The organism is Deefgea piscis, assembly GCF_019665785.1.
GTDB lineage: Bacteria > Pseudomonadota > Gammaproteobacteria > Burkholderiales > Chitinibacteraceae > Deefgea.
Window position 1 is genome coordinate 40709 of record NZ_CP081149.1, and the last position, 25387, is coordinate 66095.

At 50.3% G+C, this 25387-nt stretch carries 20 protein-coding genes; all 20 read right to left on the bottom strand.

From position 1 onward, the window contains the following. Positions 1 to 98: 98 nt before the first annotated feature. Positions 99 to 2915, bottom strand: a complete 2817-nt coding sequence (locus tag K4H25_RS00205; protein ID WP_221021494.1) for a sensor domain-containing protein — start codon at positions 2913 to 2915, stop codon at positions 99 to 101. 90 nt (positions 2916 to 3005) lie between these two features. Further along, a complete protein-coding gene (gene argA, locus K4H25_RS00210; RefSeq protein ID WP_221021495.1) occupies positions 3006 to 4316 on the bottom strand; it encodes an amino-acid N-acetyltransferase in 1311 nt (436 codons plus the stop codon). A 111-nt stretch (positions 4317 to 4427) separates the two neighbouring features. Beyond that, a complete protein-coding gene (wbaP, locus tag K4H25_RS00215; RefSeq protein ID WP_221021496.1) occupies positions 4428 to 5888 on the bottom strand; it encodes an undecaprenyl-phosphate galactose phosphotransferase WbaP in 1461 nt (486 codons plus the stop codon). Next, positions 5885 to 7024 carry a glycosyltransferase gene (locus K4H25_RS00220; RefSeq protein WP_221021497.1) on the bottom strand — a complete coding sequence of 380 codons (1140 nt, stop codon included), beginning with the start codon at positions 7022 to 7024 and terminating at the stop codon, positions 5885 to 5887. Before K4H25_RS00220 ends, wbaP begins: the two co-directional genes overlap by 4 nt. 53 nt (positions 7025 to 7077) lie before the next feature. Beyond that, positions 7078 to 7554, bottom strand: coding sequence for an REP-associated tyrosine transposase (locus K4H25_RS00225; RefSeq protein WP_221021498.1), 477 nt, complete (start codon positions 7552 to 7554; stop codon positions 7078 to 7080). Further along, positions 7532 to 8368 carry a glycosyltransferase gene (locus K4H25_RS00230; protein WP_221021499.1) on the bottom strand — a complete coding sequence of 279 codons (837 nt, stop codon included), beginning with the start codon at positions 8366 to 8368 and terminating at the stop codon, positions 7532 to 7534. The genes K4H25_RS00225 and K4H25_RS00230 overlap by 23 nt, the downstream gene beginning before the upstream one ends. Continuing rightward, positions 8365 to 9057 (bottom strand): phytanoyl-CoA dioxygenase family protein, encoded by a 693-nt coding sequence (locus tag K4H25_RS00235; RefSeq protein ID WP_221021500.1) that lies wholly within the window; start codon positions 9055 to 9057, stop codon positions 8365 to 8367. Before K4H25_RS00235 ends, K4H25_RS00230 begins: the two co-directional genes overlap by 4 nt. Further along, on the bottom strand, positions 9048 to 9854 hold the full coding sequence (locus tag K4H25_RS00240) for a glycosyltransferase (protein ID WP_221021501.1): 807 nt from the start codon (positions 9852 to 9854) through the stop codon (positions 9048 to 9050). The genes K4H25_RS00235 and K4H25_RS00240 overlap by 10 nt, the downstream gene beginning before the upstream one ends. 120 nt (positions 9855 to 9974) lie before the next feature. Next, positions 9975 to 11072 carry a glycosyltransferase gene (locus K4H25_RS00245; protein ID WP_221021502.1) on the bottom strand — a complete coding sequence of 366 codons (1098 nt, stop codon included), beginning with the start codon at positions 11070 to 11072 and terminating at the stop codon, positions 9975 to 9977. Then, on the bottom strand, positions 11069 to 12079 hold the full coding sequence (locus K4H25_RS00250; protein WP_221021503.1) for a glycosyltransferase family 2 protein: 1011 nt from the start codon (positions 12077 to 12079) through the stop codon (positions 11069 to 11071). Before K4H25_RS00250 ends, K4H25_RS00245 begins: the two co-directional genes overlap by 4 nt. Beyond that, positions 12079 to 13380 carry an oligosaccharide flippase family protein gene (locus K4H25_RS00255; protein WP_221021504.1) on the bottom strand — a complete coding sequence of 434 codons (1302 nt, stop codon included), beginning with the start codon at positions 13378 to 13380 and terminating at the stop codon, positions 12079 to 12081. Before K4H25_RS00255 ends, K4H25_RS00250 begins: the two co-directional genes overlap by 1 nt. Positions 13381 to 13497: 117 nt before the next feature. After that, positions 13498 to 15141 (bottom strand): methyl-accepting chemotaxis protein, encoded by a 1644-nt coding sequence (locus K4H25_RS00260; RefSeq protein ID WP_221021505.1) that lies wholly within the window; start codon positions 15139 to 15141, stop codon positions 13498 to 13500. Between the two features lie 85 nt (positions 15142 to 15226). Then, positions 15227 to 15529 carry a hypothetical protein gene (locus K4H25_RS00265; RefSeq protein ID WP_221021506.1) on the bottom strand — a complete coding sequence of 101 codons (303 nt, stop codon included), beginning with the start codon at positions 15527 to 15529 and terminating at the stop codon, positions 15227 to 15229. A gap of 236 nt (positions 15530 to 15765) precedes the next feature. After that, positions 15766 to 16353, bottom strand: coding sequence for a hypothetical protein (locus tag K4H25_RS00270; RefSeq protein WP_221021507.1), 588 nt, complete (start codon positions 16351 to 16353; stop codon positions 15766 to 15768). After that, the gene (locus K4H25_RS00275) at positions 16350 to 17858 is read right to left on the bottom strand and encodes a hypothetical protein (protein WP_221021508.1); all 1509 of its coding nucleotides are present in this window, start codon (positions 17856 to 17858) and stop codon (positions 16350 to 16352) included. Before K4H25_RS00275 ends, K4H25_RS00270 begins: the two co-directional genes overlap by 4 nt. Continuing rightward, positions 17855 to 19054, bottom strand: coding sequence for a type II secretion system F family protein (locus K4H25_RS00280; RefSeq protein ID WP_221021509.1), 1200 nt, complete (start codon positions 19052 to 19054; stop codon positions 17855 to 17857). Before K4H25_RS00280 ends, K4H25_RS00275 begins: the two co-directional genes overlap by 4 nt. Continuing rightward, on the bottom strand, positions 19054 to 20751 hold the full coding sequence (locus tag K4H25_RS00285) for a GspE/PulE family protein (protein ID WP_221021510.1): 1698 nt from the start codon (positions 20749 to 20751) through the stop codon (positions 19054 to 19056). The genes K4H25_RS00280 and K4H25_RS00285 overlap by 1 nt, the downstream gene beginning before the upstream one ends. Then, a complete protein-coding gene (locus tag K4H25_RS00290; protein ID WP_221021511.1) occupies positions 20735 to 21844 on the bottom strand; it encodes a tetratricopeptide repeat protein in 1110 nt (369 codons plus the stop codon). Before K4H25_RS00290 ends, K4H25_RS00285 begins: the two co-directional genes overlap by 17 nt. Further along, entirely contained in the window at positions 21841 to 23652 is a 1812-nt protein-coding gene (locus tag K4H25_RS00295; protein WP_221021512.1) for a pilus (MSHA type) biogenesis protein MshL, read from the bottom strand. Before K4H25_RS00295 ends, K4H25_RS00290 begins: the two co-directional genes overlap by 4 nt. A gap of 79 nt (positions 23653 to 23731) precedes the next feature. Further along, positions 23732 to 25078 (bottom strand): ExeA family protein, encoded by a 1347-nt coding sequence (locus K4H25_RS00300; RefSeq protein WP_221021513.1) that lies wholly within the window; start codon positions 25076 to 25078, stop codon positions 23732 to 23734. Between the last annotated feature and the right edge of the window lie 309 nt (positions 25079 to 25387).

Below are 25387 nucleotides of genomic sequence, written 5' to 3' on the forward strand. Positions count from 1 at the left end.
ATGGATCTGCAACTAGGTCTTAGTTGCAGATCAGTAGAAGACCAAATCATAGATGCATATTGTTGCAGGCCTTTATTATCAATACCTGCAGCGACATACTACTTAAGGCCAGGGTGGTTTTTTTGCGGTTGATCGAGCCAATATCCTTGGACTTGATCCACACCAAATTCAAGTAACATATTAAAAATCGTTTCGCTTTCGACAAACTCAGCAATCGTCGTTTTGCCCATATCATGCGCAATACTGACCATGCCACGAACAAAAATCTGGCTGTCTCTATCATTGGGCAAATCACGAATAAACAGCCCGTCGATTTTTAACACGTCGGCTTTGAGCTGCTTCAAATACGCAAACGACGCAAAACCCACGCCAAAGTCATCCAAACACACCACACAACCGGTTGAGCGTAGCGCGTCAATAAATCGCTGGGCGTCGGATAAATCAGATACTGCCGATGTTTCGGTTAATTCAACCAATAAGCGTTTTGGATCTACCGCGTATTGCGTGAGCAAGCTGGCGATATACAGCGGCAATTCGGGCTCATCAAATGATCGTCCCGACACATTGACCGCAATCGACGGGCAATCTGGATATTGGGCTAATAGTCGAATCACTTCTTTAATCACCCAGCGATCTAAATCGATGATTTTGCCGGTTTTTTCCGCATGGCCAATAAAGTTGCCCGGCATAATACAACCGCCCTCGACATCGGGATCTTTCATTCGCACCAAGGCTTCTAAATGCGCTAATTGCCGATTGTGGGTGTAATAAATACCTTGGTAATGCAGCTCAAAACCATCGTTTTCTAAGGCATCAACAATGCGCTCTTTCCACGACAATCGGCTTAACTCATTGCGTGAGTGATCGGCGTCCGGTCGATAAATACGCCAAGTATTCTTGCCTGCAGCTTTTGCTTGATACATTGCCGTATCGGCGTGGGCGACCAATTGATCCGCAGAATTAGCGTGCAATGGATAAATCGCTACGCCGACCGATGCCGAAGGACGCATTAAATGATTGCCAGCGGCAAATTGAATCTGCATTACCGTTTGCACAATGCGATCGGCCAGTTTACTCACTTCAAACTCATCGCAAGTGGGTAGTAGCACCGCAAATTCATCGCCACCCAGACGCGCAAAGACTTCATGTCGACGCACTTGCTTATTGACTTCACGCGCAATATTTTTAAGCAATTCATCGCCAACGGTATGCCCAAAACTATCGTTAACCAGCTTAAATTCGTCTAAATCAAAAAACACCAAGGCCATTTGCTGGTCGCGCCGATTGGCTTCGCTGACCATGCGCTCTAATTCTTGCTGAAAGCGATGGCGGTTAAATAAACCGGTTAATGCGTCACGCTCGGCCAAGTTCACCATCCGCTCAGCGATTAAACGCTGCTGCGTAACGTCTTCATACACCCACATTCGACCATTGGTCACGCCTTGTGGGTCGGTTACGCGGTAGCAGTTTTGTACGATGACTCGGCGATCATTGAGCGTAACCTCACCAAAATCAACCCGATCTTCCAACGCAGTGTGCTCTTCCAAATAACAAGACAGCACATCACTGAGTGCCGGGCGATTATCGGCCAATTGCAAAACCTGCCCAACTGGGCGGCCAATCATGGCTTGCGACGACGACAAACCCCATATTTCACAAAAGGCGGGATTAAAAAAAACAATCCGATGGTCATTATCAACAAACAACACCCCAAAGCGCATTGCGGCCAACAAAGCCAGCATACGCGCGCGCTCTGATTCGGCGTGCTGTAAATAGCTTTTGCCCAAGGACTGAATCTGACGTAATTCAATCACCGATTTACGTAATGCTAAACGCTCATCTTTGATTTCAGTATTGTCACGCAGGCTGATTCTGAGGCCTAAATAGCGTTGTTCGGCATTGAACATCGGCTGCCAACTCACCGACACCCAAAATAAACTGCCATCGCGGCGCATGGCGCGAAATTCGTAATCTTGCTCAGTGGATTTATTATTAACGGCCTGTAAAAAGGTGTCTTCAACGCGCAAGCGCTCTTCTGGCGTGGCAATGGTTAATGGAAAATCCGGTAGCAATAAGCATTCATTCACCGAATATCCGGTAATGCGTACCACCATGGCATTGGCCCAAACCAATTGCCCTGCCGGATTGATCCACAGCTCGGCGCTATTGCTGGCGTCAGCGATGGTTTGATATTGCGCTTCGCTGTCTTTTAATGCCATCACGTGCGCCTTAATCGCGCGCGCCATATCATTAAAGCGCTGCGATATTTTAGCGATTTCACCGGAACCATTGGCGGCCAAGACCGGCTCAAAATAACCCGTTGCAGCGGTTTCAGTGGCTTGAATTAGGCGATATAGATGCCGCGAAATCCACCACGCCGCCAACAGCATTAAACCCATGATGGCCATAAAACCCAGCATCACAATCAGGCCATTTTGCCAAATTAAATACTGGAAGCTGCGATAAGCACTAACATTGCTCAGCCCAAAACTGAGCTCGCCCAATTGCACGCCATTGACGACCAAAGGCGCGCGTACATGCTCTAACGTTGGGCGATCCCACAATGAATACGAATGGTGATTGCTACTGGCGGGCAGTTTTTTTGAAATATCCCAGCCACGCGCGGCAATCATTTGTTGCTGCTCATCGAGCAACACCAAATAATCGATTTCGTCCGCCAGCTGAAGATGATTGAGAATATCGGCCGCTTTAACTCGATCGCCTTCGATCATCGAGGGTAAGAACACCGCATTCAATAAGCTAGAGAGTGCCTGTATATGCGCAGTCTCTTGCTCTTGCGCCATCTCCGACCAAATACGGTGGGTATTGAACAATAATGCGAGCAATAATAGCGCCTGTACCGCAATACAGGCCAAAATAAAACGCGAACGCAAAGAAAGGGAAGATAAAGACATACTAAAGCTTACTATCCCTCAAAATGCAATATAAGTAAAACCGCATATTAGCGAACGAAACGCGACACAATCAGCGATTATGTACCGAGACTAGCGCTGCAAAACTTTAATAAACACCTTCGATCGCCGCTGATAGTTGTACAACTCTTTTTTCTCCATTGGCAAATCATCCACCGAAGCTTGCTTAAAGCCACGCTCGACAAACCAATGGCTGGTGCGGGTGGTTAAAGCAAATAGCTTTTCGATGCCCAATCCACGGGCCTGTTGCTCAACGTGGCGTAGCAAATCAGCTCCACGATCTTCATCGCGATAATCTGGATGAATCACGAGGCAAGCCAACTCGGCCATTTTGCTATTGGGGAATGGATGAATCGCCACAATCCCGATGGTTTTACCATCATGCTCAAGCACCGAATAACGATGCACTTCGCGCTCAAGTAATTCACGGCCGCGTTTAACCAACACACCTTGATCTTCTAGCGGCTCGATTAGCGCTAGCATTCGACCAATATCGTCAATCGTTGCTTGGCGCAAGGTTTCGAGTGGCTCACGCGAAATCATCGTGCCAATGCCATCGTGGGTAAACAATTCCATCAACAAACTGCCGTCGACATTATTGCTAATCAAATGCGCCCGCTGCACGCCATTGCGCACTGAACGAATCGCACACGGTAGATACAAAGACACATCGTCGTTGGCATCAGGATGTTCGGCCAAAAACTGCTCGGCAGCTAAAGCGGTCAACTCGGTTTGCAACTCACCGGCATCATTAATCACCCCATCTTGGCCAAATAAAAACAGCAATTTATCGGCTTTTAAGGCTATCGCCGTCGAGGTAGCAACGTCTTCTAAGGTCAGATTAAAAATCTCGCCGGTTGGCGAATAACCGATGGTTGAAATCAATACCAGCTCGCCATCGTCCATGCGGTAATTAATCGCCGTGGTATCGACTTTACGCACTTCACCGGTGTATTGCAGATCAACGCCATCGCGTACACCCATCGGCTGCGCGGTAATAAAATTACCTGCCGAAACGCGAATATCGGCATTGGCCATCGGCGAATTAGGCAGCCCCATCGAGAGCCAAGATTCGATTTCAACGCGCACATGGCCTGCCGCTTGAATCACGCATTCCAGTGATGGCTGATCAGTTACCCGAATGCCGTTTAAATAACGGCCTTCCAAACCGCGCTCGGCAATTCGTGCCTCAATTTGTGGACGCGCACCGTGCACCACAATTAAGCGCACCCCAAGGCTGGTCAACAAATTAATGTCATGCGTTAGCGTGGCAAACTTGCCATCACGAACCACTTCGCCGCCTAAGGCAATCACAAACGTGCGACCACGAAATGCGTGAATATACGGCGCAGCTTGACGGAACCATTGAACAAAATCTTGCATCAACTCAACCTCTTAAAATCAGGGAGTGGGGAGTTGGGAATAAGGAATAAAGTCAAAAACACATGACTCACCCGCCCTTAATCCCCAATCCCTACTCCCTATTCCCCGCTTTTAATAAGCACCACGTCCACTGACCACGGTTTTAATCGTTTTGCAGACAATCGCAATGTCGTACCACAAATTCCAATTTTTGACATACCACGCATCGAGCGCCACGCGCTCGGCGTAAGTGGTGTCGTTGCGACCAGAAACCTGCCACAAGCCAGTTAAACCCGGACGAGCTTCAAGATAAAAATCAACTTTATCGCCATAGCGCTCAAGTTCAGCATCGATAATCGGGCGAGGCCCAACCAAGGACATCTCACCGCAAATTACGTTCCACAATTGCGGGATTTCATCGAGACTGGTTTTGCGTAAAAATGCGCCAATTTTGGTAATCCGCGGATCATTTTTCAGCTTGAAATCCGTGTCCCATTCAGCTCGCGCTTGCGGATCGCTCGCCAATAAATGCTCGAGCACTTCTTGCGAATTGTGCACCATGGTGCGGAATTTCCAGCACTTAAATGGCACGCCATTCATTCCCACCCGCACATGACCAAAGAAAATAGCCCCTGGCCCGCCTTCGCACTTAATTCGCCACATTACATAGGCCAGCAAAGGACTCAGCAGCAAAATACCGCACACCGCACCGAATAAATCAAAAGCGCGTTTTAACACAATCAGCGGTTTAACCAATAGATTATTGCGAACACGCAGCAGCAAGACTTCATGACTAAAAAAATGATGCGGCACGACGCCAAACAAAGGCAAACCGGCAATTGGCGGAATAATATGGATGTCTTTATACCGCAGCGAAAGTTGCTCGATTTGCGTTTCTAACTGGCGCAATTCATCTTCATTCACCGCAATCACCACGTGCGGGCGACCATTGCTACTGAGCCAAGCCAATAGCGCTTCGCGCTCTAAACGCACCACCGGCAAACGCTCGCCATTAATCTGTAATTCATCGGGCGCGTCTTGATCGACTGACAAAAACGCCTGCACTTCAAAGCCCAACTGGCGCTCGCTATACATCGCCCGATACGCTTCAACCGCATTGGCTCCAGCGCCAATAATTACCGTGGGCAATTGCCAAATCCGTTTTTTTAATAAGCAATCGCGCATTAAGCTGCGAAAATACGGCAGCAACACCAGCGCCACACCCCAAGACACCGGCCACAAAAAACGCGACACGGTAAATTTACCCAGCAAGACCAACATGCCATTGAGTAAGGCCGCCAACAACAAGGCGCGCAAAATTTCGAGCAATTCATCCCAAAAAGGCAGGCGCAAACTGTAATGCCCACGCCACCAAAAACTGGCAATGGTAATCAAGGCCAAACCTAAAAATGCCAAGCCTTGTTGCTGCCCTTCCCAAGCCCACCACAGACCAAAACTGGCTGAAATGCGGTCATAGCGAAAAATCCACAACAGCAGCATCGCCACGCCAAACGACACCGCCAAGGCCATAAAATCAGCCAGCGCCAACCAAGGTTTGGCGCGCTCAGCTTGTAAGTGTTTTTCTTGAATCATTGCGTCTCTTTCTGCGCCTTATCTGCCGTTGGCGCAATGCCATACGCGGCATATAAGCTCGCCATCATGGGTGTTAAAGAATAAAACTCCAGCGCAAAAGCCTGCGCTTGTTGCCCCAACTGCCGGCGTAATGCCGGCTCGGCGACCAAAGTCTGTAAATGCGCGACAAACTCATCTGGCGTATGCGCCAAATAACCGTTTTCGCCATTTTTTACTAAATCACGATTGCCAACGACATCGGTCGCAACCACCGGTAAACCGGCCGCCATCGCTTCAATCGCCGCCACTGGCAAGCCTTCCCAGCGACTAGTTTGAATATAAATATCCAACGTTGCCAATTGCGCCAATGCCGCAGCACGATCACACCAGCCCGACACAGCAACGCCTGCTGCGCGCAGTGCGGCCTCGCCACTGACCTCGCCACCTCCCACCCAGACAAACTCCAGCTCGTCGCTGGTCATTTTGCTAGCCACTTCGGCAAAAAACTCCGGATTACGCGCCAAACAAACGCGACCCACCGTGCCAATGCGCAAACGGCGAGACGTGGAAAGTGCGGAATCGGCAGTCAAACAATGCGCCTCTGGAATCGCGGCTAAATCGACCGCGTTATTTACCACCACCACATTGCCGGATAAATGCTGGCGAATTTCTTCACCCTCCGACTTTGAACAGGCAATAAAGGTCACCGGCACCCCGGCGAGGAGTTTTTCAATCGTTAAGAAAATGCCGTTTTTCAAACGACCTTCAGCGCGCTGCAAAAAAGACAAGCCATGCGGAGAAAAAAACCAGCGCGGCCCATCTGAGCGTAAAGCCCACGCCAAACTCACCAAGCGCCCAAGCGCCCCAGCTTTGCTGGAATGCAAATGCACCACATCGGGCGCAATCGAATCAATCCATTTAAATAAAGCGCGGCCAGTGCGAAAATCATTCAAAGGATGAATCGATCGCTGCATCGGCAAATGAATACAATTGACCGCTGGCACAAATAAATCCCGCCATCCTGCTGGCGTTTCCTCGCGCACCGAATGAATCACCGTCACTTGATGCCCGTCTTGCGACTGGCTGTTGGCGATGGCCGACACCATAGACAAAGTGCCAGCGCCAAATGACTCAACCACGTGGATAATTTTACTCATCAAATCAATTCCATCAGATACTCGTAGGAGCGGGCTTGCCCGCGAAAGCACATTTACAGCCAACACACATCCCAAAATGAGAAATTAGACAAATTCTTAACTAAACCTGCACGAATAGGATTTGCCACTATGTATCTTGCTACGGCCTTCACATCTTCATCAGCACGAATTGCATGATCGTAATAAGCTTTTTGCCAAATTTGTCGCCCAGTTTGCTGGTTCATTTTATTCAGCTCAATGGCCGTTGTTGACTTTAGTCGCCTTAACAACGAATCGAGACCACCTTCCTTTAATATTAACAACCAATGAAAATGATCCGGCATCACCACAAACGCCAAGGTTTGACTCAAACCCATATCATCACAAGATCGAAATCCATTGACCACACAACGAGCCTCATACAAGCCAGACAATAGCGCCAGTCTTTGATGACATACCGCAGTAATCACATATGCACAATCTGCGATAGCAACGCGCCCCTTGCGCAAATTTACCGCGTGCGCCCTTTCAGGCATGGTCTTCGCGGGCAAGCCCGCTCCTACGTTTGAATTTGGCTTTGATTTTAAACGCCAACTCATACGGCATGGCCAGCAGTGCCAATGTGCGGGCCATGCCAGCCATTGCCGCAGCACTGCCATCAAAGTATTTCTTTTGCAATTTCAACCGAGATTTGAGCTGCGTATTGCGCTTGCCCAGCGAAATGCCATTCGGGTCGAGCTCATACTTAATCAGCACATCGGGTAAATTGGCCACGGCATACTGCCGCGCCAACGCCCAAAATAGCGCGTAATCTTCTGCAGCTGGAAAGTCCAGAGGATACATCCCTAGCGTATCAACCGCTGATAATTTGTAGATCACGCTTGGGTGAATATACGCCGAGTTTTTTTTCATAAATTGCAATATCTCAGCGTGCTCAGTGGGATGGCGCAATACGAATTGCTCAACGCCATTTTGATCAACAAAGCTTGCTGCACCACCGAGTAACACCACCTTGGGGTGTTGCGCTAGGAACGCCAATTGGCGGGCGATACGGGTCGATACATTCTCATCGCCACAATCGAGCCGCGCAATCCATGTGTAGTCACGCGATTTCGCCCATTGCAAACCGGCATTCAGCGCCCCTTCGATGCCTTTATTTTGCGCCAAATTGAGCACGCGTAACGTGCCGCAACCGTGGTATGCCGCATTCGCTGCCGCCATTTCTATCGGCGCGCGCGTACTGCCATCATCCACTACCAACACATCGCACGGCTCATCCGCGCCAATACTGGCCAATGACTTCAGTAAGCCATCGGGATTGTTGTAATGAGGGATTAACAATAAAACGGGGTGCTGCTCACTCATGCTGTTTCCAATGCTGGCCAAGCTAAATCTATTGCGCAGCGATGATTTGAATATTCAAAATGTAAAATTTGACGGCTACTGGCTTCAACGGCTTTGGATGAGGCATGCCACAACAACGGTGACATCAACAAAATATCGCCAGCTTCTGCCTCGCACTGCGTTATATCACATGCAGATAAATCCAATTCAGTACGAACAATACCACCCAGATGTGAACGAGGAATCACTTTCAAACAGCCATTTTGACTGGTCGTGCGATCTAAATGAAGACGCATAGTTAACATCGACTGCAAGACATCCAACGGAGGCTGAACATGGTTAATATTTTCTTTATTCGACCATGGACCCCAGCCCTCAGCATTAAACGTCTGTGCTGCAGTCACTGTTAAGTCTTGATGCCAAGTTACCAACCAATTTTGCTGCGGCGTTTTATCAAAAAAGATCGACCGCACCAAATGTACGGGCTCTTTTAATAACCCTTGAGCCAAACGAGCAATCTCATCTTGCAACGCTAAAGCTAGCACTGCGGCATTTTTCTGATGAATTTGCCGCACGCCACCACGACCTGCAGCCACGGCAAACTCACCCATTTGCACTTTTAACTCAACGCACTGCTCAACCGTTAGCACACCGCGTAACCACGCAAAACCTTGCTCAGCTATATCAATCCGTACTGAACTCAATTCCACGTGCCAACTCCAAGCAGTCGTTTAATTTTTCGGGTCAATGATAGTGGTAGTGCCAACGATGCCGCCGCTTTGCCCATATTGAGCAAGGACTGTGGCTGCCAATCAAAGTAGCGCGCGAGGATTTTGATTCGCATTGCTTGCTGTTGGCGGCGGCGGCTCATCGAAATACCGCTGTCGTTGTATTCAGAGCGCGTCAGCACTTCGACTAAATTGGCGGTTTGGTAGCGAGCAACAAAGGCCCAGAAATACGCAAAATCTTCCGCCGCCTGGCAATCGATTGGATAAAGGCCGATTTCCTTCACACCCGCAGTGCGAAACATCACGCTCGGATGCGTAAAGGCATTGTCTTTATGCATCTGCCGCACAATTTGCGCGTGCGTTTGTGGTTGATTCAGCGTAAAGCGATCACCCGAGGCATCAAAAAAAGTCACCGCACTACCGAGTAAATACACTTCGGGGTATTGGTCTAGAAAGGCCACCTGACGCGCGATGCGATCAGATACACACAGGTCGTCGCAATCGAGCCGCGCAACAAATTCATAGCCCGCTGCCAAAATCGCTTCTAGCCCAGTATTGAGTGCGTATTCAATGCCACAATTGTGCGGCAAATAATAAAATTTGAGCTCACCTTTGGCGCGCCACGCGGCGCGGCATAAGGCTTCGTCGATGGTCGCACGCGTACTGCCGTCGTCAACAATCACCGCGTCAACACACTCATCCGCGCCGACCGAGGCCAAGGACGCCGCTAAACCTTGCGGATTATTAAAATGGGGGATCAAAAGTGCAGCGCGGTTCATGGCAGGCTTTAGGCGGTGAATGCGCTATTTTAACGGTTTTCACCCGCAAAATCGCGCATTCTGGCGTAACAAGATGTCGCAAATGCCAGCCCATTCGGTATGAACGGTCAGCAAAGCGGCTTAAGCGTCGTGATGATCAGTGAGTAGCGCCTGCCAGCGATCAATCAACGCGTCCTGCGAATAGCATTTTGCGCGTTGCTTGAGCCATTCACTTAACTCGGCAGCATGCGTTTGCTGCGCAATGATTAAATCGGCCAACGCTGCGCCGCTGGCTTCACCAACGACAAATTCATCGCGCCGTTCGGCAAACAGCTCATACACCCCACCGGCATTGGTGCTCGCCAGCAGCACGCCCATCGGCATGGACTCAAGCACCACCAAAGGGCAGCCTTCAAAACCCGACGTCAGCAATAAAACATCAGCACTCGCTAGATAATCGCTGACATTATCTTGCCGTCCAACCAAGGTGATTTGCCCGCTCAAGCGCCGCTCAGCAGCGACGGCGAGTAGCCAAGTCTCCAGCGGGCCATCGCCAACGACAGTGAGATGCGCCGCGACGTTTTTGGCATTGAGCGCCGCCAGCGTATCCAGCCACAAGTGCGGCTGCTTTTCAGTCGCAATTCGGCCAATAAACACCAAGCGCAATGGCGCAGGGTCAGCGCGCGGCACGGCGCTCGGCATTGCTTGTGCGGCATCGACAAAATTGGGCAGCACTTGCCAACTTGGTTTGGCGGTACAGCCCAGCCAGCGCGCCATTGAATCTTTGGCGTGATTAGACACAAACAGCAATTCATCCAACTGCCGATACACAAATTGGCACGCCATGCGATGCACTGGGTTCATTTTGGCAAACTGATCGAGCTCATAAAACGGCCCATGCACCCAAGCCATTACCCGTTTATTTAAACCCAGCGTTGCCGCGTACGCCATATACAGCGGCAGTAAAAATGTCCCGGCAATCACCACATCCTGCTCGCGAGCCACTCGGCGCGCGGCGCGCCAACCGGCCAGCCATGTCCATGGTTTAAGCGGCTGCCACATACTCGACAAATCAACGACTTGCACTTGGCTAATTCGTGAAGTCCATAAATTACGATTGCCGCCCAGCAGCACCAGCGTCACCGTGAAACCGCGTGCGGCTAACGCTTCACCGACCAAGACCGCGCAGCGCTCAACGCCACCCAGACCCAAATCACGTAAAAAAATAGCGATTTTCATGCTTGCGCTCGTTTGATGATTTGCCACACGCGATCACTGATCAACATACGGCATAATTGTTTATGCCATTTTTTGGCTTCTGACTGGGGTATGGGTAGCTTAGCCTTTATAGAAAAAGCGTCAAAGCACATACCCAGGCTCACGCCTTGCGTGCGCTGCAAAGCATCTAACCAAGCCTCAGCCAGCGCGGGTTGGCTTGTCGGAGAAAACTGCGCGATTTGCAATAGCATCGCAAACACACTGCGACACTCGCTCACTGTTAGTACACGAGCCGGTTCTAGCAGCTCAGCCCATTCGCTCGCTACGGCTTGCAAGGGCAAAGGTAGCGCTTGCCTAGCGTAATTAAGGCGAATTTTCTGTGCGGTGGCGCGCAGTTGCTGTTTTTTAGCCTGCGTAATTTGCCCAGCATGACAGCGATAATCGAGCAGCACCGCTGGCACACCAGTAAACACCGCGCCTTGCAAAGCCAAACGGCACCAGAGGGCGTAGTCTTCGGCGTGAATCGCGCCCGCGTCGTAACCTGCGTCTTTGACTAAACTGGCGCGCAACATCACCGTGGGATGCGCCAGCGTTGAATTAAACAGCAAGCCGGTTTTAATGCTGGCATCGGTACTTTGCGTTTGCCATTCACCCGAGCGATCGCCAATAAAGCGCACCCAAGTGCCACAAATATCAGCGCCGGTTTGGGCCAAGCGCGCCAATTGCATTTCAAGCCGCTGTGGCCAGCAAATATCATCAGCATCAATGCGCGCCAGCCATTGCCCTTGCGCCAAAGCAATGGCTTCGTTCAGCGTGGCGATCAAGCCGCGATTTTCGCGGCTAATCACCTTAAAGCGCGGATCGCTCGCCGCAGCTTGCTGCAATAAAGCCCAAGTGCCATCCGTAGAGCCATCGTCAATCGCAATACATTCCCACTGGGTATAAGTTTGAGCCTTAATTGAATCAAGGGTTTGCTGTAGATACACCTCGGAATTAAAACAAGGCAAAAGAAAAGAAACCAAACTCATCAAGGATTTGTCCTTATTGCTTTAGCTTGGCGAAAAATCGGTCGTGCGCGCCACCAAAAAGCCAGCACGATAAATAATTCCACACACAACACACTTTGCGCCGCACGCACGCCGCCTTGCGCCGAGCCGGGCACCCACCAACACATCAAGATCACATTCAGTATCCCTGCTGCCACCAACACACGGCTGAAATAGCCTTCAAACCCAAATACCAGCAAGGTTTGCTGCCCATACACTAGAGACAAAGCGCCGAGCAAAATCACCGGTGCAAACCACATCATCACCGCTTGTGAGTCACTTAACGCTAAAAAAGCCTTGGATAAAGAAAAATCAGCACCAAACCACGCCACGCTGATCGGTGTGAGTAGCGGCAAAAACAGCGCCAGCATCAAGGCCATGCTTAAACCCACTGCACCTTGAATCAAAAACGCTTTGCGAATTAAACGCACTGCCGCTGGCTGATCGGTAGCCGCTAATTGGGCAATCCGTGGATAAGTGGCTTGCACCAAGGGGCCAATCAAGCCTTGGGCGATATACACCAGCTTGCTGGCTGCAGCAAATAAGCCCACTTGCACTGGGGTCGAAAATAAACCGAGTAATACCGTGGTTGATGTGGTGTAAAGACTGGTTGAAATCGCCGACAGGAAAAACGGCCAGCTGGCTCTGAGCGCGGTTTTGAGCTCGGAATAATGAATCCTTACCCACGCCGGTTTGGCCACGCCCCAACCGGTTAACCACCAGACCACGCCCGCCAAAATTTGCGGTGTAGCTTGTAAAATCACCGCCAACACGATGTCATTGGGGCCACTCACCCACAGCAATAAAAAGCCCAAGGTCAGAGCACGTGCCAAGACCATTAAGCCCGAAGCGAGCTGCAGTTTTTCAAAGCCTTGGAAATACCAGATTGGGAACAACACCGAGCTAAGGATATATAGCTGGCTCCACAAGAAAACCTCAGAATGCGCTTGCCAGCTACCTACAGTCAAAGTCAGCAGCAATAAAATCAGGCTAGACACCAGCATCAGCCCGAGCTTGGCCCAAGTCACGCGCCAAAAAATCCTCGCTGCAGCTTTTGGGTCATCACGTACTTGCGCCACATCGCGCACTGCCGATAAATTAAAACCAAAATCGGTGAGCAAAACGCCGTATTGAATCGCCGCAAAGGCGTAATTCATTACGCCAAAGCCTTCGGTGCCTAATTGCACCAATAAAAACGGGAAGGTAACAAAGGACACCACATAATTAAGGCCCTGTACCAAGTACAAGGCGATAATATTAGAACGCAAACGCGTATCAAACACTCACTACCCCTTCGCCGCTACCGCGCCCAAACGCAATCAATGCCCGCATTTTACGCTAGCCATAAAAAAACGCTGTAACACCATGTTTACAGCGTTTTTAACCTCAGAGACGAAAAGCTAGAACAAAGTCATATCATCATCGCTACCACTACTGACTTTAAAATACGCTGTATCACCGCGCAAAGCCTCAGCCACTTGCTTGATATTGCCGCTGGTAATGGCCACCGATTGCGCTGCGGAGGAATGATCAAGGCTGGAGTGCGAGATTTTTTCGACTGAATCGGCAATATCGTCGGTATTGCGGCTAATTTCTTCTAGCGCATCGTGAATTTGCGCCATATCTTTACTCGCGGTGATTGAGGCGCTTAACACTTGCTGCATTTCCGATTGCGCGACATTAATCAAACTGACCCCAGAACCAACCCGCTCGACGCTTTGCTTGATGGTTTTCATAATTTCATCAGTCATAACACCAATACCAGCAATCATTTCGCCAATTGAGCGTGCCGAGCCAGTGGTACGATCGGCCAGTTTGCGCACTTCATCTGCCACCACGGCAAATCCTCGCCCAGCTTCACCGGCACGCGCCGCCTCAATCGCGGCATTTAAAGCCAATAAATTAGTTTGATCGGCGACTTCGCGAATCGTGGTGACAATTAAATTAATTTCGCTCATTTGCACATGTAACTGGCCAATATGCTGCGCCGACATCGACACACTTTGCTCAACACTGAGCACCTCATCCGTAACCTCTTGCAATACCCGCGTGGTTTTCATCGCCGCCTCGCCCGTTGCCGAGACTTGACCAAATGCCCCAGTCGCTTGCTTGGCCATATTCGCCATTGTGCTGGCGAGCTGATCGACATTGGCAGAAATTTGCTGCGCATTTTGACTTTGCGCCTCACTTGAGAGCGATAAATGCTGGGCTTGATCCGTTAATTGCTCGGCACTGCCCAATAACATCGCGGTCTGTCCGTTCAAGCTAGAAATCACATCAGTCCAACGTCCACGCATACGCGATAGCGTCGCCAGCAAGCTAGTTTGATCCCCCTCTTTGACCGGCACGATATAGGTTAAATCACCTTGCTCTAAATAATGTGCCGCCTCATTACCCACCGAGGGCTCTCCGCCCAATATTTTCATAATAAAACGGTACAGAAAGAGACCGCCAAGACCTGCCACGATCACTAAAACAAAGCTCATGCTTAAACCGAGCCAAAAAATCGCGTCTACCTTGCGATCAATCTCTTTCGCCGTTTGCGATTGCAAAGCATCCACCGCGAGCTGCATTTGATCAATCTGCGCTTGCAAAGCATTCGTTTGCGCGTCAAAACCTGTTTGCGGCGCTTTCATCAGCACATTACCAGCTTCTCGGCTTTGACCGTAAGTGGCGACCATTTGCAGCCCAGTCGTCAATAATTGACGCGCATTGGCTTGCAACAAATCAGCTGAAGCTTGCATCTTGGGCGCCAGCTGACTGATTGCAGCGATATTTTTTTCGGCACTGGCAAGGGATTTTTTAGCGTCAGCAATACCATCGCTCTCTTGAGTTACCGCAGAGTCGGTAATGTACTGCTGGATCTGCACCACATCGTATTTCACTTGTACCAAAGACTTCACCAAAGGATCGATCTCAGTGTGTTCGTACTGGCGTAGCGACTGAAGCTGATTCAAAAAAACAAACAGCAGCACGATCTGCAGCAATGCAACGCTAATGACAATTGCGATAAACGCGATCAATAAAGGCTTAATGTTTTTCATCGATCCTCCCAGTCAACAGCACATCAAAACGATGCATTTCTTATTCAAGCACTACCTAGCTGAAATACATATGACAATTTAATAATTATTTTCTGACATCGACCACAGAGCCAGGCTTAGCCCCCGCTGGCACAGATGCAATTTTCCCATCCAACCATTGCACTTTACCGCGCGGGCCAATTAATTCACCGTTAAAACGCCGTAGTTGCGAAGCCACTGGCATTGCTGCAACCGGCGCGCTCGCTTGCAATTGCTGACGTTGTTGTGGGGTATAAAATAATCGCCCCCAGTCGGCCTGCACTGGCATGGCCCAACACAGCAGTAGCAATACGCTGTATTTGGCTTTGTTCAGATTATGTTTTGATGATTTTAAGTGCCTGCGGCACATTGTTTTACAATCGCAGTCCGCGACGGGGACCCCATTTTCTTTGACTCGCCAAAGAAAATGGGGGAAAAGAAAGGCGACCCGAGCGCGCCCAGCTCCGCTGTGCCCTCGATTGTCGTGAGCCAAACGATAAAACCGTTTGTCTCCCTCCGCACTCGGTGCGCTTGGACGGGGTTTAAAGCCCCAGCTCGACGAGCGCGGCACAGCATCTACAAAAAATCTCAACATTGCCCTGTATTTCATCGTGGCTCCGTTGCCAGCGCTTGAATCGTTAACCATAGATAATCACAGTTCAGGGCAATGCCACTGGGTTGGGCCAAGCTCATTTCGCAGCGCGCTGGCGCGGCAAAGCCCGGTTGCTGAGTCAGCCAAAGCGTAAAACTCGACAGCGCGTCTTCGTCGCGCAATTGCAGTTGGATATTTAGCGGGCTGGCAACAGTGTGTAAGTTCGCCATCGGACTCGCTGCAGACCAAGGCTGTGGCGCTTGCAATTGATACTGCAATTGCTGCTGTGGGTTTTGTTGTCGATAGAGCGCTAGCGCTTGCAAATACTCAAGGCGATGCTCAGCACCGAGCATCAATTGGGCGTTCAGGCGATTAAACTGCGCTTGATGCTGCTGAATATTTTGCCACGCCTGCTGGCGCTGACTCACTTGCTGGCGCAGCTGATCTAAAGTCTGCTGCAAGCGATCTTGCTCGTATTGGCTCCAAGACCAATATCGATGAGCGCCCCATAGCAATACCCCTGCCACAAGCAGCGCGGCAGTCAGCCAGCATAAAGCCAGTTGTAGCGATTTTTCCAATGGCCAACTGAATGCGCGATTCATTGCGCCACCTGCTGCGAGCTCGCTAATGTCAGTTGCAATACAAAATCCATCGGCTGCGCTGCTGCTGATTCATGGTTGGCACTGGTGCGCACGTCAGTTTGGCTAGGCAGTAGTGCCACTTTGGCATTGGGCCAGCGCTGCAATTGCGCGGCCAATTGCTTCATTTGCTGCCACGCTTGCTGCTCCGTTGCTTCAGCGCTGGCACGCAAAGTGACTTTGATTTGCTGCGCTCGCAGCGGCAAACTCGGATCGGTAGCAGCCACCAAGCCCGCCGTTCCCGTTTGCCACTGAAAATTAATTAATTGCAGCTGCGTAAACGGCGCCAACACCTGACTAAAACGCTGCGCGGTCTCTTCTGCACTGGGCCAATTGGCAATGTCTCGCTGATATAGCTGCACAAGTGCTTGCATTTGCACCGGATCAATGGCGCTGGCCGTCTGTTGCCAGCTGGCTAATTGCTGCGCTTCATGCTCAATTTGCTGCTGCAAACTCGGCCATTGTGTCTGCAGTGTTTGACCATGCCATAGCGCAAAACTAAGCAGTATTGCCGCCAAAGCCAAAACTGAAAATGCCCCCAGCTCAATACGTCTGGATAATTGTTTGGCGCGAGCAAAACGCAGCACTGCAGGCTGCGCATATTGATTTGGCAAATTCAGGCGAAATAATGCCGCAACCAAGACATCCAGCCAGCTTGAGCACTCACTGGGCAACTGCAATTGCTGACGCAAAAAAGCCAGATCCACTTGCAAATCAAGCTTTAATTCGTCGCCGTCTACCGCCAAATCCGCGGCCACTTGCTGTAGCGACTGGGCAATGTGGCTGTCAAATAAAGTCCAGACCTGCAAAACTTCATCGCGCGCCATAACACGCAGCGTCGTCAAATATTGCCGCGCACGCCGTACTTCTTGAATAATTTCTTGCGCTTGCGCCAATAAACCCTGAGTTGAATCCAAACGACCTAAACGAGAAAACTGCAAAGCGCCATTGGCAAAATAGCTTTGCCGCAGCGTCTCGGGGGTCGAGCGCGACATAACGAGTAAGTGCGGCCAATCCAGCGACAATTTTTGCAGTAAATTTTGCGTTAACAGCGCCACCGAATACACGCCAACAATCGCGCATTGCACCGCCAATAAAGTCGCAATCAGCGCATTGAGAAGATCTTCATTGAGTAAGGCCGACAACTGCAATTGATCTTGCGCGCCAAGCTGGCGATGCACCTGTCCTTGCCGATAAGGCGCGCCGCGATAGCGCTGTTCGAGCTTACGCGCCATCAAGCGCTGCTGATCTTTACGCGCCAAATGGGGAATCATTTCTTGTTGAAAGTCTTCCTCAGCTAAATCGGTCAAAATATAAAATAAGCTCTGTTGCTGCTGCAGCGCGAACTGCGCCAAGTCGGCAAGGCCAGCAGCATCGTGATTAAAATGCGCTAAGGGCCGCGCGCCTTGATTGGACCAGCACAAGGCGGCGATATGCGTTGGCGTTAGCAGCAAGACTAGGCGCTTCATCGAATTTGACTCAACGTATCAAAAATCGGTAGCAAGACCGCCGACATCACCCAAGCGAGCAACAAACCCAAAATCACCGTTAACATTGGTTCGAGCAGCGTTTGTGCTTGCGCGACCGCCAATTTAATATCGCGCTGATAAAAATACGCCACATTGCCCAAAGCTTGATCTAGTTGCCCGGTGGTTTCGCCAATATGCAGCATGCGCAGCACCAGCGGCGGGAAAAACCGCCGCTGAGTAAAGCTCGCGGCCAGCCCCTGCCCTTCATGCATTAATTGCGTAATCTGGCGTAATTCAGCAGCGACCACCCGATTCCCAACCACACCTTGGCAAATCTTTAGGCAATCTAAAATCGGAATCCCAGCGCGATATAGCAGCGCAAAACAATTGGCAAAGCGCGCCAAAATAATTTTTTGTTGGATCGGCCCCAGCAGCGGAATTTGCAATTGCCACGCCGCAAGTCGATCAGCAAAGCGCTCATCATGCTGGCGCGCCCACGATAGCAGCGCATACATTGCGGCCAGGCTGATTAATATCAGCCACCAAAAATGCTGTAAAAAATCCGCCAACGCCAATAACAGCTGGGTATGCCACGGTATGCTTTGTTGCATCGCCTGCAAAAACCCTAATAATTGCGGCACTAAATACAGCAATAAAAACACCAGCACCGCCAACACCAAACAAGCGACAAAGACTGGATACAGTAAGATTTTTTGCGTTTGCTCGCTTAGCTCATCTTGCCACTGCAAGGAGGCAGTCAGCCCTTGCAATACCGTCACCAATTGCCCGCTAACTTCTCCAGCATGAATCAATTGCACCATCACCGCATCAAACACCAAGGGATGCGCTGCCAAGGCTTGCGACAATAAGCTGCCGCCTTCGATATCTTCAATCACCGTGGCCAGCACTTCACGAAATCGCGGCTGATCGAGGTGATCGCGCAAATCGATCAAACCCGCCAGCAAAGGCAAACCGGCGCGCAGTAATTGCTCTAAATGAAAAGTAAAAGTGATTAAATCGCGGCGACTGATGCGCGCGCTGCGCCAACGGCGGCGCGGCTGCGTATGGCTTTGAGCGTCAATCAGCGTTAAACCCAAGCGCGACAAGCGCAACTCAATATCGGCTAAATTGGCCGCATCCATGCCGCCTTGCTGGATTTTGCCCTGCGCATCGGCGGCGCGATATTCAAACTGCATCACAGCATCCGCTCGCTTAAATCCACTACGCGAGCAATTTCGTCGAAAGTCGACACGCCCTCTTTCACTCGGCGGCAAGCGTCATCGGCCAAGCTTTTAAAACCTTTACGCATCGCCAGTTCGCGGATTTCTTTAAAGCTGGCGCGGCGGGCAATCAATTCATCGAGGTCAATATCCAGCTTTAAGATTTCACTCACCGTACTGCGACCTTGATAACCTTGCTGCGCGCACTGTGGACAACCTACCGCACGATAGATTTGTGTATCTTGAGTATCGATCTGCAGAACGCTTTTTTCATACTCATCAGGGCTATACCCCTCACGGCAAGCCATGCAGACGCGGCGAATTAAGCGCTGGGCGATAATGCCGATGATATTGCCCGACAGAATATCGGGCAGCACGCCAATATCGAGTAAGCGCGGCACCGCGCCCATTGCCGAATTACTGTGCAAGGTTGAATACACCAAATGCCCAGTCATCGCCGCTTGAAACGCCATCTCGGCGGTGGCATGATCGCGAATTTCACCAATCAAAATCACATCCGGATCTTGGCGCAACATCGAGCGAATGCCATTCACAAAGTCCATTTTGGACGCTTCGCTCACTGACGTTTGCCGAATCAAAGGCAAGGGATATTCAACCGGATCTTCCAGCGTCATGATATTGAGCGCGACCGAATTGATGTGATTCAAAATCGAATACAAGGTGGTGGTTTTGCCCGATCCAGTCGGCCCAGTGAGCAGAATCATCCCCGCGGGGCGGCGAATCATCTGCTGCAATAGCACTAAATTAGCCACGCTAAAATCGAGCTCAGCCAAGCTCAATAGGCCATTTTGGCGATCTAAAATCCGCAACACGAGGTTTTCGCCCCAACTGGTTGGCTGCGCCGACACGCGAAAATCCATCGCTCGTCCGGCCAAAGTCAGCGAAATTCGCCCATCTTGCGCTGCACGCGTTTCGGCAATATTCATCTGAGCTAGCACTTTTAGCCGCACCACTATCGCTGGCCAATAGGTTTTATGCAGCGCGCGAATTTGCCGTAATACCCCGTCAATACGATAACGGATGCGAACAAAAGACAACTCTGGCTCAAAATGAATATCCGACGCGCCGCAGCGCACGGCGTCAGCCAATAAGGCATCGATCAAACGCACTACCGGTTGCGAATACTCAAACTGCGAATGATTTAAGCTGCCGTAATCAATTTCTCCGGTTTCGATTTCGCGCAAAATACCATCAATGGATAATTCAAAACCATAATATTGATCAATGGCGCGGATTAAATCCGATTCTGCCGCCAACACCACGTCGATCTCAAATTGGCCTTGCGTGTGGAGCCGCAGCTGATCAATCTGTAATAAATGATTGGGATTGGCCATGGCGACCGTCAGCTTAGTTTGCGCTGGATTTAAGCCTATTGGCAAAATCAATAAGCGCTTGGCCATCGCCTTGGGGAGCAAAGCAATCGCCAGCGCATCACAAATGACGCGACTTAAATCGATACTAACTTGGCCTAGATTTTCAGACAGTGCTTCGCGTAACACGTGATCAGATAAAAACCCCAAGTCCACTAAAATTTTGCCCAATAACAGCCCCGATTGGCGCTGCTCAAGCAAGGCGATGCGCAGTTGATCGTCAGAAATCAAACCTTTATCAATTAACTGCTCACCCAAGCGCCGTTTAGTGCTGTGCTGCATGTTGCGCCTCACTCGACATGGGCTGCGCGCTTAAGACCGCAATCCGTTGCTGCACTGCCGAGCGATCAAACGCCCCTACCCCTTGTAACGCTTGACGATAATATTGAATCGCCAATGTAGGCTGCTGCAAATGATCCAAACTCACCGCTAAATTAAATGCCGCCGTGGCGCTGGGGTTTTGGCTATAGACGATAAAAAACTGCGCCTGTGCTTGGCTCCAGCGCTGCTCGCTGGCATAAAACTGCGCTAAAACCTGTGGATCAGCTTGGCCGCTTTGCTCTAATTGCAAAATATCTTGTTCAGCCACCGCTTGTGGCAGCGCCATTAACGCCTGTTTCACGGCGGCGTCTTGAGGGTGCAGCTGCAAAAGATGTTGATACAGGCTGTGTGCGCGTGGTGTATCACCACGGATTTGCGCGATGGCTGCCAAACCCAAAACCGCATCGCGCTGCCGAGGGTTTTGCTGCATCGCCTGCTGGTAATACTGCTCGGCCTGCGTAAACTCACCTTTTTGATAGGCTTGCCATGCTTGCTGTACGGGATCTACCGGGTTCGCAGGCTGCCGTTTTATCTGCGCTTGAATCTGCGTCACGCCCGCCATACGCGCCGGCCCGCTTGGCCTAACGATCTGAGCGCTGGCGTTAAAGCGTAATTGCGGCGCTACGCGCGTGGGAGTCGCCGAAGGTGCTGATGCTTGAATTGGCTGGGTATTGGCATCTAGCGCTTTAACCAAGGACGCTGCATTAACATACCCATCCAATTGAGTATTCAATGCCGCCGTTATTGCCACCGAAGCACTGGTGATTGATTCACTTTTGACTACTTCACTAGAAACGGATTCACGGCCAAGCGCTGCGCTCGCCATAATTGGTTTTGCTGATATTTGATACGGCAAAAAAACGTATGCCAACCCCGCACCAAGCACAATGCCACCGCCGACAATCAACCACGGTAAACTCGCCGCCAATGCACGCTTAAGTTGGCTAGCACGGTCGGCGCCAGCCGAGCGATTGACGATCGCGGCAGCTTCATCGACGGCGCTGAAATCCGCGGAAACTTTGCCCGCGGGGGATTTTAAGCTTGGCAAATTCATTGCGCCGGCCCCATCGCAGGCATCAGTCCGCTGTGAAACGCCGACAATTCTGGCGCTGATTTTGAATCAAAAAAATCAGCACTTGGCAAAATCTGCGGGTCAACCCCCTGATCTTTAATCATGATCGGGCGCAAAAACACCACTAATTCGATTTTGCTAACTTTGTCATCACGATAGCTAAACGCATCCCCAATCCACGGCAAGCGCGACAAACCCGGCACGCCTTGGCGTAAATTGACTTGTTTGTCTTGAATTAAGCCACCCAAGACAGCGATTTGGCCGCTGGCAATTTTGAGCGTGGAATCAAACTCGCGCACTTGTAATTCCGGCACCAAGCTTTTTAATGCCACCTTGGTGGTCGATGCAATAATCGCTACCGCTGGATCTTCGACATAGCCGCTGACATTGGTAATGGTCGGCCGCACATTCATTGAGATCGCGCCCGATTCAGAAATCTGCGGCGTCACCTGCATCACCAAACCCACCGGCACGGTATGCAGCACGCTCTCATACGCCGCAGGGGTAATGATGCCATTGGTGTCTGACGTGGCCGGCGTGACCGTGATGGTGAAATAAACCAGCTCTTCCACGACTTTCATCACCGCCGGTTGGTTATTCAGCGCGGTAATTTTGGGGCTAGAGAGCACCCGGGTTTTGCCAAACTGCTCAAGTAATTTCACCGTGGCATTAAAGTTATTACTTTTGTAAGCCAATAAACTCACCGGTGCCGTCGCCAGATTATTCGCCAATACGCTTTGCCCAAAGCTCCAACCCGCACCAGTGGCGATTTGCGCCCAATCAATGCCCGCCTGATATTGGTCACTGAGCACCACTTCAACAATCGTGGCCTCAATCAAGACTTGCCGCTGCGCTGAGGCTTGAATCTTGGCCAAATATTCGGCGACTTTTTGCTGCGATTTTTGCGGCGCCCGAATGCTAATAGTGCCGGTTTCAGGATGAATCACCACCAAATTGTGCACCGGCGCAACGGAGGAAGCTGCTTGCACGGCTTGCTGCTGGATGGCGAGGGTTTCGGCTTGGATTTTGTCAATTTGCGCCAGCATTTTTTCTAGCTTGGCGCTGTTTTCGATGGCAGTAGTTTGTGCCTGACCTGGCAGCAAGGCTTGTTGTGTTGCGTATTGACTCAGCTTGCTCGTGGCTGTGCTCGTCGGCGCTGGCTCAGATTTAATGTCGAGGATTTCTTTGAGATTACTTTCTAAGCGCTGCCAAAATAGATTTTTCGACTCGCTATCAATCGCCGAAAACGAAGTACTACCGGTGCTATTGCTGGCGTTGCTGGGATCTGAAACCGATTTAACTGAGTTTAAAATATTTAAACTCGAGCGCATATTACGCTGCAAATTAAAGTAATCGAGCTGATAAATGCGCAGCGTTGGCGTGTCGGGCACCACGGTGAGCACGCCATTGACCATGCTCCACCGAATATCAGCTTGGCCAGCAATGCGATCGAGAATTTGTGGCAAGGTTTGGTTAATCGCGTTCAACGTAATATTGCCGCTCACCGCAGGGTGCACGTCGATATTGATGCGTGCGTCGCGCGCCAAAGCAAACAATAAATCGTGGACCCCAAGCTGACTCACAACGACGCTATAAACCTCGAGCTGCTGGCGCACATTAGGCTTGGGTAAAACCGGAATTGACGGCACCACCGACGGAATCGCTGCGCTGGGCATCGCGGCAGACGCAGTGCTTTGACTGATGTGCCCAGTGACTTGTAAACCGTTGGATGTTGAGCAAGCACTACCGAACAGCAAGAAACATCCTGCGATCAACAAAGCCTTTTGCATACTTGGTTTCTTTTTATTAACTTACCTCAAGCTAGCATAGCTTTTAAAAATTTAAAGTTTCAGCGACTTGCTGATTCATCTAGTCGCGCAGCAACAACATTTCGCCGCGCAAAACGCCGATGGTTTGAATTTTATGCTTACGCTGTGGATGCGCTTGTTCCAGCAACTGCGTTATCTCGCGCGCTTTTTTCTCATCTGGGTACAGCCCTGCCAACACGCCCCATGCCAAGTTGTCATTAAGTAATGTGGGATACACCAACACACGACTTGTCCCTAGATGCATTTCTAAATCACTCACTAGCTGTTCTAAGCGCAGCAGCTGAGTTTGTGGCACTTTAGAAACCAGAATCGTCATGCTATTGGCGTCAGCGGCAATCAGCTTTTTATTTGATTGCATCACTCGTTCATTGAGAAACAAGGGTGCAGCTGCAGAGCGTAATTTGATGTCGGCGTTTTCGCTTAGCGACGAGAGTTTTTCCGAACGCGGCCAAAGTAATGGCTCGCTAATTTGCACTGGATTGGGATAAAAAAACCAAAATAGTAGCAACAAAGCGCCAAGTACAATGAGTGCCACCCATCGCTGAATATGGCTAAAACGCGATGACGTTACCGCCTCATCTTGCAGTACACTTTGCACATGCTTCGCCTCCACACTCACGGCTTGATCGGTATAGGCCGCCAGCAAGGCTTGATCTGCAATAACATTAATCTGCCGACTGATCCCTTGCGTGGCTTGGGCAATCAATTGCACCGCTGGGGCGCTAAACAAGGTTTCCCCTTGATAACCCGCCGCCGATAAGCGACAAGCCAAATATTCGCTCACATCATCTGTCGTAAGTAAAGGCAAAACCAAGTTGTGACTGACTCGTTCGCACAGCGGACTTAACGCCGTATTGGCCCATTGCTGCTCTAACTCTGGGCGCGCAAACAGCACGATTTGCAATAATGGCTGCGATCGAATGGCTAAATCACTCAATAAGCGTAATAGTTCAAAAGACTCAAGCGGCATTGCCTGCGCAGCGTCGAGCAATAACACCACCTGCCGACCTGCGGCATGCCGACGCATGAGCTCAACTTCGATCTGATCAAAAACTTGATGGCTACTGCCACTACTGAGTTGAATTTGTAATTGCGCAGCAATCGTGACTAAAAATTCATTCTCAAGCACGGCAAAATTCGGCATAAAGATCGTATCAACGCAATTGGATAGCCGTGTCAGCAACATGCGGCACAATAGCGTTTTGCCCGCGCCGATTTCAGCGATCACTTGAATCAAGCCTTCACCGGCCTGAATAGCGTTTAGCACGGTATCAAGGATTTCACCGCGACCCGCTCCAAAAAAGAAAAAATCGGGATGCGAAGTCAGGCGAAATGGTGGGCTATGTAAACCAAAATACGTTTGATACAAAATTAAACCCCATGACATAAATCATATGACAGTGACTTGAAAACAAGATTTCATCTGTCAAATAGCATAACGTCTGTATAAACAAATTGTAAGTAAACGTAAAGAAAGAATATGCGCTGGCAACACTTGGGGATCTCAATCACCAACCTAAAAACAAAACGCTGGCGAGCGATATGTCAAATAGTCAGATGTGAGAAAATATATACACGGTATAATCCGACTTTATGATTGAAGAAGCGCAAGCCAGTCATCAGCGCAATGACGGTAACGCGAGTTCTTTGCTGCAACGCAGCATCAATAATGACCTCTAGCCTGTATACTTAGAAA

What these genes read in the sequence shown, in the direction of transcription:
- K4H25_RS00205 (WP_221021494.1), bottom strand. Translation starts at nt 2,915, where the DNA reads ATGTCTTTATCTTCCCTTTCTTTGCGTTCGCGTTTTATTTTGGCCTGT.
- argA (WP_221021495.1), bottom strand. Translation starts at nt 4,316, where the DNA reads ATGCAAGATTTTGTTCAATGGTTCCGTCAAGCTGCGCCGTATATTCAC.
- wbaP (WP_221021496.1), bottom strand. Translation starts at nt 5,888, where the DNA reads ATGATTCAAGAAAAACACTTACAAGCTGAGCGCGCCAAACCTTGGTTG.
- K4H25_RS00220 (WP_221021497.1), bottom strand. Translation starts at nt 7,024, where the DNA reads ATGAGTAAAATTATCCACGTGGTTGAGTCATTTGGCGCTGGCACTTTG.
- K4H25_RS00230 (WP_221021499.1), bottom strand. Translation starts at nt 8,368, where the DNA reads ATGAGTGAGCAGCACCCCGTTTTATTGTTAATCCCTCATTACAACAAT.
- K4H25_RS00240 (WP_221021501.1), bottom strand. Translation starts at nt 9,854, where the DNA reads ATGAACCGCGCTGCACTTTTGATCCCCCATTTTAATAATCCGCAAGGT.
- K4H25_RS00245 (WP_221021502.1), bottom strand. Translation starts at nt 11,072, where the DNA reads ATGAAAATCGCTATTTTTTTACGTGATTTGGGTCTGGGTGGCGTTGAG.
- K4H25_RS00250 (WP_221021503.1), bottom strand. Translation starts at nt 12,079, where the DNA reads ATGAGTTTGGTTTCTTTTCTTTTGCCTTGTTTTAATTCCGAGGTGTAT.
- K4H25_RS00260 (WP_221021505.1), bottom strand. Translation starts at nt 15,141, where the DNA reads ATGAAAAACATTAAGCCTTTATTGATCGCGTTTATCGCAATTGTCATT.
- K4H25_RS00265 (WP_221021506.1), bottom strand. Translation starts at nt 15,529, where the DNA reads ATGTGCCGCAGGCACTTAAAATCATCAAAACATAATCTGAACAAAGCC.
- K4H25_RS00270 (WP_221021507.1), bottom strand. Translation starts at nt 16,353, where the DNA reads ATGAATCGCGCATTCAGTTGGCCATTGGAAAAATCGCTACAACTGGCT.
- K4H25_RS00275 (WP_221021508.1), bottom strand. Translation starts at nt 17,858, where the DNA reads ATGAAGCGCCTAGTCTTGCTGCTAACGCCAACGCATATCGCCGCCTTG.
- K4H25_RS00280 (WP_221021509.1), bottom strand. Translation starts at nt 19,054, where the DNA reads ATGCAGTTTGAATATCGCGCCGCCGATGCGCAGGGCAAAATCCAGCAA.
- K4H25_RS00285 (WP_221021510.1), bottom strand. Translation starts at nt 20,751, where the DNA reads ATGCAGCACAGCACTAAACGGCGCTTGGGTGAGCAGTTAATTGATAAA.
- K4H25_RS00290 (WP_221021511.1), bottom strand. Translation starts at nt 21,844, where the DNA reads ATGAATTTGCCAAGCTTAAAATCCCCCGCGGGCAAAGTTTCCGCGGAT.
- K4H25_RS00295 (WP_221021512.1), bottom strand. Translation starts at nt 23,652, where the DNA reads ATGCAAAAGGCTTTGTTGATCGCAGGATGTTTCTTGCTGTTCGGTAGT.
- K4H25_RS00300 (WP_221021513.1), bottom strand. Translation starts at nt 25,078, where the DNA reads ATGTCATGGGGTTTAATTTTGTATCAAACGTATTTTGGTTTACATAGC.